We start from the raw sequence: 17,435 nt of genomic DNA on the forward strand, positions 1-17,435 counted from the left end.
GGACCGGGGGGCGGGAGCCCCCCGGCCGCCTAGGTTCCGGTCAGGTGCTCCGGCCGGATCGGGGTCCGGTTCAACTCCAGCCCCGTCGCGTTCCTGATCGCCGCGAGGACCGCGGGAGTGGACGACAACGTGGGCGCCTCGCCGACGCCGCGCAGGCCGTAAGGCGCGTGCTCGTCGGCGAGTTCGAGCACGTCGACCGGCATGGTCGGCGTGTCGAGGATCGTGGGGATCAGGTAGTCCGTGAAGGACGGGTTGCGGACCTTGGCGGTCTTGGGGTCGACGATGATCTCCTCCATCACCGCCACGCCCAGACCCTGCGTGGTGCCGCCCTGGATCTGGCCGACGACCGACAGCGGGTTGAGCGCCTTGCCGACGTCCTGGGCGCAGGCGAGTTCGACCACCTTGACCAGGCCCAGTTCGGTGTCGACCTCGACCACCGCGCGGTGCGCGGCGAAGCTGTACTGGACGTGGCCGTTGCCCTGCCCGGTGCGCAGGTCGAAGGCGACGGTCGGGCGGTGCCTGAACTCCAGTTCCAGGTCGACGGCTTCGTCCTCCAGAACGTCCGCGATGTCGGCCAGCGCCTCGCCGCCGTCGGTGACGACCTTGCCGCCCTCCAGCAGGAGTTCGGCGGTGGCCCACGCCGGGTGGTAGGTGCCGAATTTGCGGCGGCCGGCCTCCAGCACCTTCTCGCGTACGGCTTCGCAGGTGTTCTTCACCGCGCCGCCGGTCATGTACGTCTGCCGGGAGGCGGAGGTGGAACCGGCCGAGCCGACCCGGGTGTCGGCGGGCTGGATGGTGACCTGGGTGACGCCGAGTTCGGTGCGGGCGATCTGGGCGTGCACGGTGACACCGCCCTGGCCGACCTCGGCCATCGCGGTGTGCACGGTCGCGACCGGCTCGCCGTTGATGACCTCCATCCGCACCCGGGCGGTGGAGTAGTCGTCGAAGCCCTCGGAGAAGCCGACGTTCTTGATGCCGACCGCGTAGCCGACACCGCGTACGACGCCTTCGCCGTGCGTGGTGTTGGACAGGCCGCCGGGCAGCGCGCGTACGTCGGCGGCTCCCCCGGCCACCTCCCACTGGCGCTCGGGCGGCAGCGGGCGGGCCTTGACCCGGCGCAGCAGTTCGGCGACCGGCGCGGGCGAGTCGACGGGCTGGCCCGTCGGCATGAGCGTGCCCTGCTCCATGGCGTTGAGCTGGCGGAACTCAACCGGGTCCAGGCCGAGTTCGGCCGCGACCTTGTCCATCTGCGCCTCATAGGCGAAGCACGCCTGGACCGCGCCGAAGCCGCGCATCGCGCCGCAGGGCGGGTTGTTGGTGTAGAGAGCCAGCGCCTCGATGTCGACGTCCTCGACGACGTACGGGCCGACCGACAGGGAGGCGGCGTTGCCGACGACGGCCGGGGAGGCGGAGGCGTAGGCGCCGCCGTCCAGCACGATCCGGCACTTGATGTGGGTGAGCTTGCCGTCGCGGGTCGCGCCGTGCTCGTACCAGAGCTTGGCGGGGTGGCGGTGGACGTGGCCGAAGAAGGACTCGAAGCGGTTGTAGACGATCTTGACGGGCTTGCCGGTGCGCAGCGCCAGCAGGCAGGCGTGGATCTGCATCGACAGGTCCTCACGGCCGCCGAAGGCGCCGCCGACGCCGGAGAGCGTCATCCGGACCTTCTTCTCCGGCAGCCCGAGGACCGGCGCGATCTGCCGCAGGTCGGAGTGGAGCCACTGGGTGGCCACGTAGAGGTCGACGCCGCCGTCCTCGCCGGGCACGGCCAGGCCGGACTCGGGGCCGAGGAACGCCTGGTCCTGCATGCCGAAGACGTACTCGCCGCTGACGACCACGTCGGCGCGGGCCGCCGCGGCGTCCGCGTCGCCGCGCACGATGGGCTGGCGGTGGACGATGTTGGGGTGCGGAACATGGCCGATGTGGTGGTCGTCGCGGTCCTCGTGGACCAGGACGGCACCGGGCGCGGTGGCGGACGCCTCGTCGGTGATGACCGGCAGGTCGACGTACTCCACCCGGATCTTCGCGGCGGCGCGGCGCGCGGTCTCCGGGTGGTCGGCGGCGACCAGCGCGACCGGCTCGCCGTGGTGGCGGACCTTGCCGTGGGCGAGGACCGGGGTGTCCTGGATCTCCAGGCCGTAGTTCTTCACCTCGGTGGGCAGGTCGTCGTAGGTGAGCACCGCGTAGACACCCGAGGTGGCCAGCGCCTGCGAGGTGTCGATGGAGCGGATCTCGGCGTGCGCGACGGTGCTGCGCAGCGTGTAGCCCCACAGCATGTCCTCGTGCCACAGGTCCGAGGAGTACGCGAATTCGCCGGTGACCTTCAGGATGCCGTCGGGGCGCAGCGTGGACTCGCCGATGCCGCCCTTGGAGGCGGCGCCCTGAGTGAGGCTGGTGGGTGTCCGGGTGACGGACGAACCGGCCCCGGACGCGGGTGTGTTGGGCATGCTCACACCGCTCCTTCGGTACGGGCTGCGGCCAGGCGTACGGCGTCGAGGATCTTCTCGTAGCCGGTGCAGCGGCACAGGTTGCCGGACAGCGCCTCGCGGATGTCGCCGTCGGACGGCTCGGGAACGCGTTCGAGCAACTCGTCGGCGGCGACCAGCAGTCCGGGGGTGCAGAAGCCGCACTGGACGGCGCCCGCGTCCACGAACGCCTGCTGGACGGTGGAGAGTTCACCGCCCTCACCGGCCAGGCCCTCGACGGTGACGACCTCGCGGTCCTGCGCCTGGCCCGCGGCGACCAGACACGAACACACCGGCACGCCGTCCAGGCGCACCGTGCAGGAGCCGCATTCGCCCTGCTCGCAGGCGTTCTTGGAACCGGGCAGGCCCATCCGCTCGCGCAGCACGTACAGCAGGCTCTCGCCCTCCCATACGTCGTCGGCTTCCTGCGGACCGCCGTTGACGGTGAAGGTCACGCGCATGGCTTGCTCCTGTCGTCCAGCTCGTGGGGCTCGTTGCCGCGGTACTGCTCCCAGGACCAGCCGAGCGTGCGGCGGGCCATGACGGCCAGCGCGTGCCGCCGGTAGGACGCGGTGCCGCGGACGTCGTCGATCGGGTTGGCGGCCCCGGAGACCAGCTCCGCGAACTGCCGGGCGACGGCGGGCGGGAGCACCCCGCGGCTCTCCCACAGCCCGGCCTCGTCCAGAGCGGCGGCCAGGAACTCCTCGGCCGTCCGCGCCCGGATCGGGGTGGGCGCGGCCGAGCCGATGCCGGTGCGGACCTCGCGGGTCTCGGGGTGCAGGGCCAGGCCGAAGGCGCAGACCGCGATGACCATCGCGTTGCGGGTGCCGACCTTGGAGAACTGCTGCGGCCCGGTCGCCTTCTTCAGCCGTACGGCGCGGATCAGCTCGTCGGGCTCCAGCGCGTTGCGCTTCACCCCCCGGTAGAAGTCGTCGATGGGGATCAGCCGGGTGCCGCGTACGGACTGCGCCTCGACATCGCCGCCGCCCGCGAGCAGCGCCGGGTGGGCGTCACCCGCCGGGGAGGCGGTGCCGAGGTTGCCGCCGACACCGCCGCGGTTGCGGATCTGCGGGGAGGCGACGGTGTGGCTGGCCAGCGCGAGGCCGGGCAGCTCGGCTCTGAGGTTCTCCATGATCCGGGTGTACGGGACGGAGGCGCCGAGCCGGACGGTGTCCTCGGCCACCTCCCACTCCTGGAGCTCACCGATGCGGTTCAGGTCCAGCAGAAACTCGGGCCTGCGGTGGTCGAAGTTGATCTCGACCATCACGTCCGTGCCACCCGCGATGGGCACAGCGGAGGGATGCTCGGCCTTGGCGGCGAGCGCTTCCTCCCAGCTGGCGGGGCGCAGGAATTCCATGGGGTTCTCTTCTCGAATCCGAGTGGGCTGTTCATGTCCTGTACACGCGGCGTGGCCCCAGTACACGGCTGTGGGGCCGTCCGGGTGCAGTCACCGAAAACATGAAGCGGTTGGCTGGCCAAGGGGTGGGTCTTGTAGATTCCTCCGAAAGGGTCCGCTCCGAAACCTCGCGGCAGCCCACCCGCAACACCGGTGTTCGACACTGCGACCCCGGACTCCCGCGACGACGGCCGGGACCGCGACCACGAACCGGCAGAGGACAAGGCGACGACTATGCGGCTGCGCGCACTGCTGGACACCGAGGCCCTCGGCCTGCGGCTGCTCGGCGGCGAGGACGAGCTGGACCGTACGGTCCGCGGGGTGATGACCACGGACCTGCGCGACCCCAGCCGCTATCTGACCGGCGGCGAACTGGTCCTCACCGGTCTGGCCTGGCGGCGCGGCCCCGGCGACTGCGAGCCCTTCGTCCGGCTGCTGGCCGGAGCCGGGGTGGCGGCGCTCGCGGCGGGCGAGGCGGGGCTGAGCACGATCCCGCAGGATCTGGTGGCCGCCTGTGCCCGGCACCGGCTGCCGCTGTTCGCGGTGGACGAGACGGTGGCCTTCGCGACCGTCACCGAGTACGTGGTCCGGCAGGTCTCCAGCGGCCGGGCGGGTGATCTCGCGGCGGTCGTGGACCGGCACCGGCGGCTGATGTCGTCAGGGCCCGCGGGCGGCGGCCCCGACGCCGTGCTCGACCTGCTCGGCAGCGACCTGGACCTGCGCGCCTGGGTGCTGTCCGCGGTCGGCCGGGAGATCGGCGGCTCGGGGCGTTCGCTGGCCGCCTCGGTCCGCGCCGAGCTGGCCGGCGCCCAGCAGGCCGCCGCCCGCACCGCCCGGCCCGCACCGCACCGCGTCGCCGTCCAGGGCGGCCGGATCTACTCGCTCTTCCCGGTCCGCGCGGGGGCTGAGGACGTACGGGCGACCGTACTGTCCGACTGGTTCCTCGCCGTCGAGGCGGACGCCGGAGAGTGGCCCGCGGAGCGCCTGGATCTGCTGCACGGCGTCACGCAGCTCATCGCGGTGGAGCGGGAGCGGCGGGACGCGGCCCGTACGGTACGGCGGCGGCTGGCCGCGGAGGTCTTCGAGCTGGTGCGCGGCGGAGCGCCGCCCGCCGAGATCGGCGCCCGGCTGCGGGCCGCGGCGCCCGTCCTGGTGCCGGGCGCGGGCGACGCCCCGCAGTGGCAGATCGTGGTCGCCCGGGTCGACTGGGCGGGCGGCGACCTGGCGCCGGGACCGGTGGCGCGGGACCTGCTGGAGGAAGTGCTGGTCGACCCGGCGGCGGCCGGGGCCGAGGCGACGGACCGGATCGCGGTGGCGCACCTGGACGACAAGGCGATGGCGCTGGTACCGCTGCCCCCGCCGGTCCCCGGCGCCCAGGAGGGCGGCGAGGACTCCCCCGCGGCCCTGCACGCGCACCGGCTGCTCGACGTGCTGCGCGGCCCGCTCGGCCGCGGGCTCGCCGACGACGGACGGCTGACCATCGGCGTCAGCGCCGCCGTGCAGTCCGCCGAGGGGCTGCGCGGCGCCCTGGAGGAGGCCAGGCACGCCCGCCGGGTGGCCGCGGCCCGCCCCGGCCGGGTCTGCGTGGCCGGGCACGAGGAGCTGGCCTCCCACGTCCTGCTGCTGCCCTTCGTCCCCGACGACGTGCGCCGCGCCTTCACCGCCCGGCTGCTCGACCCGCTGCGCGCGTACGACCGCAGGCACCGCGCCGACCTCATCCCGACCCTTGAGGCGTTCCTGGAGTGCGACGGCTCCTGGACGCGCTGCGCCACCCGGCTGCACCTGCACGTGAACACGCTGCGGTACCGGATCGGGCGGATCGAACAGCTGACGGGGCGTGATCTGTCCCGTCTTGAGGACAAGTTGGACTTCTTCCTCGCGCTGCGGATGAGCTGACGGTACGGCGGGGCGGGCGGCGCGCCCGCCGAAGAGGCCGTCGAATCTCCTTCACAAGTTCACCTGTTGGACCGTCCGACCTGCCGAACAGGCATTAGTGATCCCGTTCACAAAAGGTGATCTCCAACCCCTTGGCGTGGACCCCCGCGCCATGTTGGACTTCGGCCACTGCACGTAAGCAGGAACTCGCACTCGCTCGACGACGCGCTTGGGGGAGAGACTGTGGCGGAAACCGCCCTGTCGGAATCGGTGGTCGGGGAACCGGACGTATGGCGGCTGCGGGCTCGCGGCTGCTGGGCGGAGGCGGCGACACTGCTCGCGCCGTTCTGCGCCGACCACGCCGGAGCCGCGCTACGGAGGGCGGAACTGCTGGTCGAGGGGTGTTTCTACCACCTCGACGGCTGGTCCGAGGCGGAGGACGCGCTGCGCGCCGCCGAAGCGCTGGCGGGCACCGACGAGGAGCGCGGCGCCGCCGCCTCCGAACGGGGGTACCTCGCGTACGGCGCGACGCTGTTCTCCGTACGCGACCGCGCCGACGAGGCCAGCTCCGCGTTCGGCCGCGCCGCCGCGCTGCTGTCCCCCGCCTCTCCCGGCAGGCCGCTGCTGGACTTCCGGCGCGGCCTGGTCGCCGAGAACATCGCCGCCAATCCGGCTGCCGCCCGCGCCGCCTACCGCCGCGCCCACGCCGGCGCCGTCGCCCACGGCGACGTCTTCCTGACCTCCTTCACCTGGCGTCACCTCGCCGGGCTCGCCGCCGCCGACGGCGAGATCGCCGAGGCCCGGCACGGCTTCGCGGAGTCCCTCCGCATCCGCGTCTCCCTCGGGCACCTCGTCGGCACGGCGCCCGCGCTCCTCGCCCTGGCCGATGTCGAGGACGAGCCCGAGGCCGCACGGCTCCGCCTTGAGGCCGCCCGCCTCTACGCCCTCCTGGACGGCGTCCCCACCTGGCTCGCCCCGGCCTTCAAGGCGGCCTAGGTGTATTGACTCGCAGGGCCTGTCGTGTGGATCTCCGCGGCGTCCCGGCGCAAGAGCTGCTTTTAAGGGGCGCGGGGAACTGCGCCCCGGCCGGGACGCGACCTCAGGCCACCACCGGCCCCGGCGGGGCGGTTCGGTCCTCTCCGGACCACCGGCCGGTGGCGGCGGCCCTCCCGGACCATGGGCCGGTGGCGGCGGCCCTCCCCCGGACCATGGCCGACCCGCTCACCGGCGTACGCGGGCGTCTTCGGCCGTCTCGACCGGCTCAGCCGCGGACGGCGCCCGAGAAGTGCTCCCTGACCAGCGCCTCGACGGTGTCGATGTCCCCCGCGACGAGGGCGTCGAGCAGTACGGCGTGCTCGGTGGCGTCGGCGAGCAGTTCCGCCGGGGCCGGGCGGGCCGCGTGCGGCGGGCGCGGGACGGCCAGCGGCCACTGGGCGCGGCGGTGCAGCTCGTCGGCGACGGAGACGAGCTGAAGGTTGCCCGACAGGCCCAGCATCGCGCGGTGGAAGGCGCGGTCGGACTCGGCGTAGGCGGCCCGGTCGCCGAGGGCGGCGGCGGTCACGGTCGCCTCGGCCAGCGGGCGCAGCGCCTCCCACTGGTCGGCGGTGACGCTGCGGGCGAGGCGGAGGACGACGGGCACCTCGAGCAGGGCGCGGATCTCGGCCAGCTCCGCCAGGTCGCGGGCGCTGCGCTCGGTGATCCGGAAGCCGCGGTTGGGCAGCACCTCGACGGCGCCCTCGCGGGCCAGCAGTTGCATGGCCTCGCGGATGGGCGTGGCGGAGACGCCGTAGCGGCCGGCGAGGGCCGGCGCGGAGTGCACGGTGCCGGGCGGCAGCTCACCGCTGACCAGCGCGTGCCGCAGCGCTCCGAGCACCTGGTCGCGTACGGACAGCCGCTCGGGCATGCGCCGCGGCGCGGGCAGCTCCGACTGCCCGGCGTGCGGGTGGTCGCCGCGTACCTGCTCGGCGCCCCCGGGTGCGGCTCGTTCCACGCGGCGTCCCTCTCCGTACTCCGTGAGCGTGACCGGCGTCCTGGCCGTGACCGGTGACCAGCGCCTGGTGACGCCACTCGGGTGGCGCAGTGCGGTAAGCGTAACCCGCGGCGGTGGTGCCCCCGGCCGCCCGCGCATTACCCCTACGGGGTATCACGCGGAGCGCCGCACGCGCGCCGGTCACCGCCCGCCGACGGAAATTCCCCGCACCGGATTCTGTGCGACACATTGACGTTGGACAGGTCCAACGTCAGCTTCCGGAACCATGAGTGGACTGGTCCAACGGCCTTATCCCACACCGCCATGGGACCAGTCCTAGAGAACGGACCGGGCCGGCGAAGCCGACCAGGCGTGCGGTCTCGTTTATTCTTGTGCGACCTTGTTTACTCTCGGTTCGCTCTCGCCCATGGAGTCCGCATGGCCCTGTTCGATCTGCCCCTTGAAGAACTGCGCTCGTACCGGCCGGAGCGCCACGAGCCCGACGACTTCGACGCCTTCTGGAAACGCACGCTCGACGAGGCGGCGCGATCGGCTCCCGGCGCCGAATTCCTGCCCGTCGACACCGCGTTGACGGCGGTCGACGTCTTCGACACGACCTTCTCCGGCTGGGGCGGCCACCCGATATCCGCCTGGCTGGTGGTGCCGCGCGGCGCGGAGGGCCCGGTGCCGTGCGTGGTGCAGTACATCGGGTACGGCGGCGGGCGCGGCCTGCCGCACGACCATCTGGTGTGGGCCGCCACCGGCCGGGCCACGCTCGTGGTGGACACCCGCGGCCAGGGCGCGGTGGGCCGCAACAGCGCGGGCTCGACGCCGGACCCGCACGGCGGCGGCAACCCGCAGGCCCCCGGCTTCATGACCCGCGGCATCCTGGACCCGGAGGCGTACTACTACCGCCGGGTCTTCACCGACGCCGTCCGCGCGGTGGACGTGGCGGCGGCCCATCCCGCCGTCGACGCCGGGCGGGTGTACGTGGCCGGCGGCAGCCAGGGCGGCGGCATCGCGACCGCTGTCGCCGGACTGCACCCGGGGGTCGCCGCGGCGCTGATCGACGTGCCCTTCCTGTCGCACTTCCGGCGCGCGCTGACCATCACCGACCGGGACCCGTACCAGGAGATCGTGCTGTTCCTCGCGACCCAACGCGGCACGGACGACGACGTGTTCACGACCCTCTCGTACTTCGACGGCCTCAACTTCGCCGCCCGCGCGACGGCGCCGGTGCTGTACTCGGTGGCCCTCATGGACCAGGTCTGCCCGCCGTCGACGGTCTTCGCCTCGTACAACCACTGGTCGGGCAGCACGAAGGACATCAGCGTCTACCCCTGGAACGGCCACGAGGGCGGCTCCGCCGAGCACCGCACCACCCAACTCCACTGGCTCCGCGACCTGGAGGCCCAGCGGTAGCGGACCGACGCGACACGCCCGGCGCGGGCGGCGGCCGGGGCGGTCCGGAGGGGGGCGTGCGGGCGCGCCTTTCCCCCGAATGCCGTAGTGGCAAACACGCCGGCTTGCTCAGGGACCCTTCTCCATGAGTAAGGTAAGGCTTACCTCGTAACGATCTCGTGTCGCTCGAAACACCCGATGGTGAGCCGCATGCCCGTGTCCAGAAACCTGCCGCCCGCCGCACCGACCGGCTCGCCACTGACCATGGCGTACGACCGGCTCGCCGAGGTCTTCCCCGGCCTCGTCGTGACCGAGGTGACCGACGTGACCCGGCCGACGCCGCACGGCCCCGGCTGGGTCGGGGCGCGCGAACTGGCGGACGGCGGCGCGGCGGCGGACGCCCTCACGGACACCGTCGCCGCCCAGGTCACGGCCGACCACGGCCGCCGCCCGCGGCCCGACGTGGCGGCGGCGCTGGCGCTGCACCGCTACGCGTGGCCCGCGTGCCTGCTCTTCACCGTGCCGTGGTTCCTCAGCCGCCGGGTGCCGCGGCTGGCGGTCACCGACGTGTCCTTCCACCGCGCGGCGGGCCGGATGACCGTACGGCCGCGCTCCTTCGCCTGCCTGCCGGACGACCCGGCCGCGGCGCTCCCCCACGCCCGCGTCGTGCCGGACGAGGCGGCACTGCGCGACGAATTGCGGGCCGCGCTGGCCGAGCATCTCGCGCCGCTGCTGGAGGGATTCGGGCCGCGGTTGCGGCGCGGACCGCGTGCGCTGTGGGGCATGGCGACCGACGAGATCACCGAAGGGCTCTGGCGCGTGGGGCAGTTGCTGGGCGAGGAGGAGCGGGCCGCGGCGGAGCTGGCCGCGCTGCTGCCCGGTGGCACTACGCCGTATGCGGGAGGCGCCGCATTCCGCGAACTGACGGTCCCGACCGGTACTGACGTACCGTCACCGCCCGTCGACCGGACCCGGGACCGGCTCACCTGCTGCCGGTTCTATACGATCAGTCCGGCCGATGCCTGCACCACCTGCCCGCGGACCTGCGACGCGGACCGGATCAGGCGGCTGGTCTCGGCGGCCTGACGATCACGCTACGATCTCGCTCAACTGAGTTGCTGTGGCACGGAAGTTCGAGCAATCCATCCAAAGGCGTGCTCTTGGGCCATAACCTCTCCAGTCATCCGCGCTCTTCGCAAAGATGTCGCTCGTAAGCCGTCCCGCGGCCCGAGCGCGACGGAAGCGACACTAGGAATCGCACATGAGACTTACGGACATTTCGCTGGACTGGGCGCTCTCGGGGGCCATCGGCCTGGTCGTCCTCGTGGCCTGCGTCCTCGTCTTCCGCAACCGCAAGGCGAGTTCGAGCAGCGCCGACGGCGCCCAGGTGGACTCGTGGGAGCGCAGTGAGGAGCGCCGTCGCCGCAAGGAGGCGATATACGGCAGCGCCTCGTACGTGCTGCTCTTCTGCTGCGCCGCCGTGGCCGCGGCCCTCTCCTTCCACGGCCTGGTCGGCTTCGGCCGGGAGAACCTCAACCTGACCGGCGGCTGGGAGTACCTGGTCCCGTTCGGCCTGGACGGCGCGGCGATGTTCTGCTCCGTGCTGGCCGTGCGTGAGGCCAGCCACGGTGACGCGGCTCTCGGCTCGCGCATGCTGGTGTGGCTGTTCGCCGGCGCCGCCGCCTGGTTCAACTGGGTGCACGCGCCGCGCGGTATCGACCACGCCGGTGCTCCGCAGTTCTTCGCCGGGATGTCGCTCTCGGCCGCGGTCCTCTTCGACCGCGCGCTGAAGCAGACCCGCCGGGCGGCGCTGCGCGAGCAGGGGCTCGTACCGCGTCCGCTGCCGCAGATCCGCATGGTGCGGTGGATGCGGGCACCGCGTGAGACGTACGCGGCCTGGTCCCTGATGCTCCTCGAAGGCGTACGCACGCTGGACGAGGCGGTCGAGGAGGTCCGGGAGGACAAGCGGGAGCGCGAGCAGAACGTGATGCGCCGCCGTGACCACGACCGCCTGGAGCGGGCGCGCGTCAAGGCGCTCAACCGGCAGCACAGGAACTGGCCGCGTGGTGGCGGCCGGGGCGGCCGTCAGGTCGAACTGCCTCCGGCGGCCAGTGCCGCGGGCGGCAGCGGCCAGGCCGCATCGGAGCCTGCCATAGAGGCCCACGCGGCCGAACTCCCCGTCCGCGCCCGTCCGGCGCTCCAGCCGGTACGCGAGGACGCCGCGGCCCCCTTCACCATCGACCTGACGGCGGAGGACGACACGATGACCCTCCCCCGACTGGACTCCCTGGAACGCAAGCTGGAGGAAATGGAACGCCAATTCGGCTGATCCGAACGCTGGTTGTCGACTGCCGCCCACGGGTGGTGGGGCATGGGGAGAGATACCCGGGTCCCCGCCCCGTGGGCGCTGTCACGCGCGGCGGGCGTCGAGTTCGAACCAGACGACTTTGCCCTTGCCGCGTGAGTGCGCGCCCCAGGCGTCGGCCAGGGACTGCACGAGGAGCAGCCCGCGGCCCGAAGTGCCGTGGTCCTCGGGGGCGGTCGCCTGAGCCGGGAGCCTCGGGTGCCGCGCGAGGTCGTCGTAGACCTCGACGCGCAGCCGCTCCCCGGCCGTCCGTCCGGGGACGAGTGTGGCGGTGAGCACCGCCCCGTCGGTGGTGTGCTGGAGTGCGTTGGTGACCAGCTCGGTGGCGAGCAGCTCCGCCGTGTCGCAGAGCACGGGCACTCCCCAGTCCCGCAGATGCTCGCGCAGCAGCCGACGCACCTCGGCCACGGCCGGGAGGTCCGCGTGCCGCACCGTATGCCGCAGTATCTGCCCCGTGATGTCCGTCTGATCCCCCAGTTCCCCTGCTTCGGGCTCTTCCATGGCCCCGCTCCGGTCGCCGCCGCGATTCCCCGGTCGAACTTTCTTGCCGATAGGCATTCCCAGCCCCACAGGTTCCAGTCCTGCGCGCGTGATCCCCTGATGTGTCCCGGATGCGCCGGGGTCCGCGCCCGCCGCGCCCGCCGGCCGAAGCTGCCGGGCCACTGCCGGGCGGGTGCCCGGCGGTTGGCGGGCGGTCGGCGGGCGGGTGTCCGGCGGGCCCTCTCCGGTCCCCTTCCCGTCGCGGCCGACGTCACATCGGAGGTCTGCGGATCGCGCTGCGGCCGTCGCGGATTCTCGACCCAGGCAGGCACTCTGACCTCCGCTCCCTGAAGAGGTCCGATGTATAACCGAGTCAGCGTTGTGAAAATCCTTGACACTACGCGGTCACGGCCTCACTCTGTGGCGCACTCATCCCATGTGTCTCTTGGGTGTTGCGCCTGTGTTGTCGTCCCGTTGCCTCGGGAGGGGCCCGTGTACCCACCGCAAGGAAAACTCGGACGTCGGCGAATGATCCGACCACCCGCGCTCGTCACCACCGCACTTCTGGCGGCGGGCCTGCTCACCGCGGGCCTGCTCGTCCCCGCCGCCGCCCCGCCGGCCGCGGCGGCGACCGCGACCACGGCCTGGCAGAACGGCGGCTTCCATGTCGACACCCCCAATGTGATCCGCCGCTCGAACATCGTGCTCGGCTCGCCGAACACCGCCGCCGCGCAGTCGCTGCCGCTGGGCAACGGCTCGCTGGGCGCCGCCGCCTGGGCCGCGGGCGGCTTCACCGCGCAGCTCAACCGCGCCGACACCCTGCCGGGCCGCAAGTCGCCGGGCCAGGTGCAGATTCCGGGCCTGTCCGCGCTGACGAACGCGAGCGACTTCAAGGGCTCGCTCGACGTCTACACCAGTGTGCTCACCGAGTCCGGCGGCGGCATGATCCTCAAGTCCTGGGTGTCGGCGACCAAGGACGAACTGATCGTGGACGTCACCGGCGCCGATCCGGGCGCCCAGCAGACCGTGACGCTGAGCCTGTGGTCGGGCCGCGGTCCGCAGGCCGCCGTCTCGGGCACCGTCGGCACGCTCGCCGAGACCTGGGTGGACAACCAGGAGGCGGGCTCCTCGGGCCGTACCTTCGGCTCGCTGGCCGCGCTCTCCGCGGGCGGTCGCAACGTCACCGCCTCGGTGGTCAACTCCACCCAGGTGAAGGTCACGTTCACCCCCAACGCCGACGGCTCCTACCGGGTGATCCTCGGCGCCCCGACCTGGACCGGCGGCAACGCGGCGACCACAGCCGCGAATCTGCTCGGCTCCGACGCGACCGCCGCCGAGTCCTCGCTGCTGTCCTCCCAGAAGTCCTGGTGGTCCGGCTTCTGGGCCAACTCCGGTGTCCTTGAAGCGACTTCGGCCGACGGCACCGCGCAGTACATGGAGACGCTGCGCACCTTGTACCTGTACATGGAGGCCGCCTCGATGCGCGGCACCGTGCCGGGCAGCCAGGCGGGCGTCGGCGGCGACCCGGGCAGCGGTGCCAACGCGGCGTGCAGCCAGCCGGGCAGCCCCAACTGGAACGCCCTGAACATCACCTCGGGCGCCGAGATCAGCCTGTTCATCTGGCAGCAGTACCTGGCCACCGGCGACATCAACTTCCTGCGCACGTACTACCCGTTGCTGAAGTCGTCGGCGACCTTCCTGCTCAACTACCAGAAGGTCGGCTCGGACGGGAAGCTGCACGCGGTCGCCAACGCGCACGCCAACGGCCAGTACGTGACGGCGGACAACGCGGGCGCGGCGCCGCTGATCGCCAAGGTCGACGCGGTCGGCACCTGGGAGCAGTTCCAGCTCGTGCGCAACGGCGACGGGAGCGTCAGCCTGCGGGCGCGGGTCAACAACCAGTACGTGACGGCCGAGAACGGGGGCGCGGCGGCGCTGATCGCGAATCGGGCGGCCATCGGGCAGTGGGAGGAGTTCGATCTGATCCAGAGTTGACGGCTTTTCCTCCATCGGCCCCCTGTTCTGTTCCGCGGTACCCGTCCGGCGTAAAAGTATGACTGTGCCGCCCGGGACGCGTCCGAGATTATCGGCTGTATAGCGACGGCTGATTGTCTGGGCAACCGCTGGACCAGGACGGGGGGCGAGCCGGTGGAACGTGCCGGTCGGGGTGTGCTGGAGGGCGCGTTCGCGCTGCTCGAAGCGTTGGAGCAGGTCGGCGAGGCGGGCCTGACGACGCTGGCCGCGGAAAGCGGCCTCCCGAAATCCAGCGCACACCGATTACTCGATCAATTGATCGCGCTCGGCGCCGTGGAGCGGTCCGGTGGCGTTTATCGCATGGGCGCCCGGGTTTTCCGGCTGGGCCGTACCTGGCAGCCCTATCCGGGTCTGCTGGCCGCCGCGACCGGGCCCGTACGGCGGCTGGCCCGGACCACCGGGGCGACGGTGGGGATCAGTGTGCTGCGCGAGGGCCAGGCGATGGCGGTGGCCGGGGTGCCGGGCGAGCTGGGGGACGCGGTGCCGCTGCGGCCCGGCCTGATGTGGCCCTGGTCGACGGCCGCGGGCAAGGTGCTGGTGGCCACCGCGCCGCCCGGCCTGCCGATCGGGCCGATGCCCGCGTCCTGGCGGTGGGCGGCGGCCGAGATCCGCGAGCGGGGCGCCGCCTTCGACCACGAGGAACTGTCGCCGGGGGTGTGCTGCGCCGCCGTGCCGCTGTACGGGCCGCGCGGCGACGTGATCGCCTCGCTGTGCGCGGTGGTGCCGCCGCGCCGGGATCTCAGCAGGCTCGCCGATGCGCTGACCCGGACCTCGCGCGTCGTCGGCGCCGCCCTGCGCCGCGCGCCCTCCCCCTCTCACTCCCCCGCTTCCGCCCCCTCTCCGGCCGTCCCGCCCGAACACCCGAACGTTCCGGCCCGCTGAGCGGAACACCGGCTGACACCGCTCCCGCCCGTGTCTCACGCTGCGGTCCACAGCGGTACGTGCGACCGGCACCGCGTGCGACAGCAGTACGTGACGGCGCCCGCGCCCTGCGACGACTCCGGGGGCCACGCTCAAGGCGCTCGTCGCCACTTTCACCGGCAGGACACCGCTGACCACGCCCGGCACCCGGGACCTGGTACCAGGTGTGGACGCACACCGTGCAGGGCTCGGCCGCCGAGCGCACGTACCCGTACGCGAGCGAGCTGTTCGGCGTCTACCAGACGCTGCGGGGCTGGCTCGGATACGGGGCGACCAGCAGGCTGGGCGCGGCGCTCGGCGCGGATCTGGACCGGGCGCTGTTCAGCGGCCCCGCGGCCGGTGAACTGACCGTCGGGAAGGCGGACTCGGCCCCGCTCTCGCTGCCCGCGCCGCCGATCGAGGGCATCTTGTCGCCGGTCGGCCTGATCAATCTCTTCCGCGCGTACTTCTTCGAGTTCGACACCTTTCTCGGTACGCCGGTCGGCCATCTGTGGCTGAGCCCCGGCGGCACCGTCGAGGTCGTGGAGACCGCGACCCGCCGCACGCTGGTGGAGCGGACCGCCGAGCAGTCCGAGACGTCGACCCACAAGACCGAGGAGTCGCTGACCGACCAGACGGACGTCGCCGACGCGGCGAGGAGGCGAACGCGAACGAGACGACGCTCGGAGTGCAGGCGAACGCCGGAGGCGGGCGCGGTCCTGGTCATAACGGAGCCGAACGGGGCTACGGGCGCGGCACGTTGCGCAGATTGGAGCGCGCGAGCTGCACCATCTTGCCGACGCCGCCGTCCAGCACGACCTTGCCCACCGACAGCGCGAAGCCGCCGATCTGCTCGCCGGTGATCTTCGGCGGGATGGACAGGGCGTGCGGGTCGGTGACGACGTCGACCAGGGCGGGCCCCTTGTGCCGGAAGGCGCCGCGCAGCGCGTCCCGCAGGTCCTTCGGCTTCTCGACCCTGACGCCGTACGCCCCGGCGGCGTTGGCGATGGCCGCGAAGTCCGGGTTGTGGTTGGTGGTGCCGTACGCGGGCAACCCCTCGACCATCATCTCCAGTTCGACCATGCCGAGCGAGGAGTTGTTGAACAGCACGACCTTGACGGGGAGTTCGTACTGGACGAGCGTCAGGAAGTCGCCCATCAGCATGGTGAAGCCGCCGTCGCCCGACATCGACACCACCTGCCTGCGGCGGTCGAGGAACTGCGCGCCGATCGCCTGCGGCAGCGCGTTCGCCATCGAGCCGTGCGTGAAGGAGCCGATGACGCGGCGCTTGCCGTTGGGCGTCAGATAACGCGCCGCCCACACATTGCACATGCCGGTGTCGACGGTGAACACCGCGTCGTCCGCGGCCTCTTCGTCGAGCACCGACGCCACGTACTCCGGGTGGATCGGCACGTGCTTGTCGACCTTGCGGGTGTACGCCTTCACGACGCCTTCCAGCGCGTCGCTGTGCTTCTTCAGCATCCGGTTGAGGAATTTGCGGTCGGACTTCTCCCGCACCTTCGGCGTCAGGCAGCGCAGCGTCTCGCCGACGTCGCCCCACACCGCCAGGTCCAGCTTCGAGCGGCGCCCGAGGTGCTCGGGCCGCACGTCGACCTGCACGATCGTCACGTCGTCCGGCAGGAAGGCGTTGTACGGGAAGTCGGTGCCGAGCAGGATCAGCAGGTCGCACTCGTGCATCGCCTCGTACGCGGCGCCGTAGCCGAGCAGACCGCTCATGCCGACGTCGTACGGATTGTCGTACTGGATCCACTCCTTGCCGCGCAGGGCGTGGCCGACCGGGGCCTTGACACGTTCGGCGAAGGCCATCACCTCGTCGTGCGAGCCCGCGGTGCCGCTGCCGCAGAACAGGGCGACCTTGTTGGCGCCGTTCACGAGCCGGGCGAAGACGTCGAGTTCCGCGTCACCGGGGCGGACGGTGGGGCGGCGGGTGACCAGGGCGTGCTCGATGCTGCGCTGCGGCGCGGCCTGGGCGGCGATGTCGCCCGGCAGGCTGATGACGCTGACGCCGCCGCGGCCCACCGCGTGCTGGATGGCGGTCTGGAGGACGCGCGGCATCTGCGCCGGGTTGGAGATCAGCTCGCTGTAGTGGCTGCACTCGCGGAAGAGCTGGTCGGGGTGGGTCTCCTGGAAGTAGCCGGTGCCGATCTCGCTGCTGGGGATGTGCGAGGCCAGCGCCAGCACCGGGGCCATCGAGCGGTGCGCATCGTACAGGCCGTTGATCAGGTGCAGATTGCCGGGGCCGCAGGAGCCGGCGCAGGCCGCGAGCTTGCCGGTGAGCTGGGCCTCCGCGCCCGCCGCGAAGGCCGCGACCTCCTCGTGGCGTACGTGCACCCATTCGATGGAACGGTTACGGCGTACGGCGTCCACGACGGGGTTGAGGCTGTCGCCCACCACCCCGTACATGCGCTGTACGCCCGCGCGCACCAGTACGTCGATGAACTGCTCGGCCACGGTCTGCTTCGCCATCGGGCCCACCTGTCCTCGTCGGTGACTCCTCTCATCTCACCGGGAAGTGGGTGGCCCCGCATCCGG

At 72.3% G+C, this 17,435-nt stretch carries 14 protein-coding genes; 8 read left to right on the forward strand and 6 right to left on the reverse strand.

The window, feature by feature from the left end:
• Nucleotides 1-29: 29 nt before the first annotated feature.
• The 3 genes from ACFZBB_RS10100 to ACFZBB_RS10110 are packed head-to-tail and all read right to left on the reverse strand — an operon-like array spanning nucleotide 30 to nucleotide 3,819.
• Nucleotides 30-2,444 (reverse strand): molybdopterin cofactor-binding domain-containing protein, encoded by a 2,415-nt coding sequence (locus ACFZBB_RS10100; protein WP_391119744.1) that lies wholly within the window; start codon nucleotides 2,442-2,444, stop codon nucleotides 30-32.
• 2 nt (nucleotides 2,445-2,446) lie between these two features.
• Entirely contained in the window at nucleotides 2,447-2,923 is a 477-nt protein-coding gene (locus ACFZBB_RS10105; protein WP_391119746.1) for a 2Fe-2S iron-sulfur cluster-binding protein, read from the reverse strand.
• Nucleotides 2,914-3,819: an FAD binding domain-containing protein gene (locus ACFZBB_RS10110; RefSeq protein WP_391119748.1), complete on the reverse strand. Its 906-nt coding sequence runs from the start codon at nucleotides 3,817-3,819 to the stop codon at nucleotides 2,914-2,916. The genes ACFZBB_RS10105 and ACFZBB_RS10110 overlap by 10 nt, the downstream gene beginning before the upstream one ends.
• A gap of 273 nt (nucleotides 3,820-4,092) precedes the next feature.
• On the opposite strand from ACFZBB_RS10110, the gene ACFZBB_RS10115 reads away from it, so the two are divergent.
• Together ACFZBB_RS10115 and ACFZBB_RS10120 are read left to right on the forward strand one after the other, a co-directional pair.
• A complete protein-coding gene (locus ACFZBB_RS10115) occupies nucleotides 4,093-5,754 on the forward strand; it encodes a PucR family transcriptional regulator ligand-binding domain-containing protein (RefSeq protein ID WP_391120139.1) in 1,662 nt (553 codons plus the stop codon).
• 222 nt (nucleotides 5,755-5,976) lie between these two features.
• Nucleotides 5,977-6,729 (forward strand): hypothetical protein, encoded by a 753-nt coding sequence (locus ACFZBB_RS10120; RefSeq protein ID WP_391119750.1) that lies wholly within the window; start codon nucleotides 5,977-5,979, stop codon nucleotides 6,727-6,729.
• A 265-nt stretch (nucleotides 6,730-6,994) separates the two neighbouring features.
• Here the strand turns inward: ACFZBB_RS10120 and ACFZBB_RS10125 are convergent, their stop codons facing one another.
• Nucleotides 6,995-7,861, reverse strand: a complete 867-nt coding sequence (locus ACFZBB_RS10125; RefSeq protein ID WP_391119752.1) for an FCD domain-containing protein — start codon at nucleotides 7,859-7,861, stop codon at nucleotides 6,995-6,997.
• A 279-nt stretch (nucleotides 7,862-8,140) separates the two neighbouring features.
• Between ACFZBB_RS10125 and ACFZBB_RS10130 the strand changes: the two genes are divergently transcribed.
• From ACFZBB_RS10130 to ACFZBB_RS10140, 3 genes are all read left to right on the forward strand, one after another.
• Nucleotides 8,141-9,124, forward strand: a complete 984-nt coding sequence (locus ACFZBB_RS10130; protein ID WP_391119754.1) for an acetylxylan esterase — start codon at nucleotides 8,141-8,143, stop codon at nucleotides 9,122-9,124.
• Between the two features lie 189 nt (nucleotides 9,125-9,313).
• Complete coding sequence (locus tag ACFZBB_RS10135) at nucleotides 9,314-10,189, forward strand: (2Fe-2S)-binding protein (RefSeq protein ID WP_391119756.1); 876 nt, start codon at nucleotides 9,314-9,316, stop codon at nucleotides 10,187-10,189.
• A 175-nt stretch (nucleotides 10,190-10,364) separates the two neighbouring features.
• On the forward strand, nucleotides 10,365-11,432 hold the full coding sequence (locus ACFZBB_RS10140; RefSeq protein WP_355338847.1) for a DUF2637 domain-containing protein: 1,068 nt from the start codon (nucleotides 10,365-10,367) through the stop codon (nucleotides 11,430-11,432).
• A gap of 81 nt (nucleotides 11,433-11,513) precedes the next feature.
• Here ACFZBB_RS10140 and ACFZBB_RS10145 read toward each other — a convergent pair whose 3' ends face one another.
• Entirely contained in the window at nucleotides 11,514-11,969 is a 456-nt protein-coding gene (locus ACFZBB_RS10145) for an ATP-binding protein (protein WP_391119758.1), read from the reverse strand.
• 507 nt (nucleotides 11,970-12,476) lie between these two features.
• Here ACFZBB_RS10145 and ACFZBB_RS10150 point away from each other — a divergent pair.
• The 3 genes from ACFZBB_RS10150 to ACFZBB_RS10160 all read left to right on the forward strand — a co-directional run bounded on the left by ACFZBB_RS10150 (nucleotide 12,477) and on the right by ACFZBB_RS10160 (nucleotide 15,745).
• A complete protein-coding gene (locus tag ACFZBB_RS10150) occupies nucleotides 12,477-13,943 on the forward strand; it encodes a hypothetical protein (RefSeq protein WP_391119760.1) in 1,467 nt (488 codons plus the stop codon).
• Nucleotides 13,944-14,096: 153 nt separating this feature from the next.
• Entirely contained in the window at nucleotides 14,097-14,864 is a 768-nt protein-coding gene (locus ACFZBB_RS10155; RefSeq protein WP_391119762.1) for a helix-turn-helix domain-containing protein, read from the forward strand.
• 203 nt (nucleotides 14,865-15,067) lie between these two features.
• Complete coding sequence (locus ACFZBB_RS10160) at nucleotides 15,068-15,745, forward strand: hypothetical protein (RefSeq protein WP_391119764.1); 678 nt, start codon at nucleotides 15,068-15,070, stop codon at nucleotides 15,743-15,745.
• Here ACFZBB_RS10160 and ACFZBB_RS10165 read toward each other — a convergent pair.
• Nucleotides 15,627-17,369: a pyruvate dehydrogenase gene (locus tag ACFZBB_RS10165; RefSeq protein ID WP_391119766.1), complete on the reverse strand. Its 1,743-nt coding sequence runs from the start codon at nucleotides 17,367-17,369 to the stop codon at nucleotides 15,627-15,629. The two genes, ACFZBB_RS10160 and ACFZBB_RS10165, sit on opposite strands and share 119 nt — an antisense overlap.
• Nucleotides 17,370-17,435 lie beyond the last annotated feature (66 nt).

It is taken from the genome of Streptomyces sp. NPDC008139, from assembly GCF_042957025.1.
Lineage (GTDB): Bacteria > Actinomycetota > Actinomycetes > Streptomycetales > Streptomycetaceae > Actinacidiphila.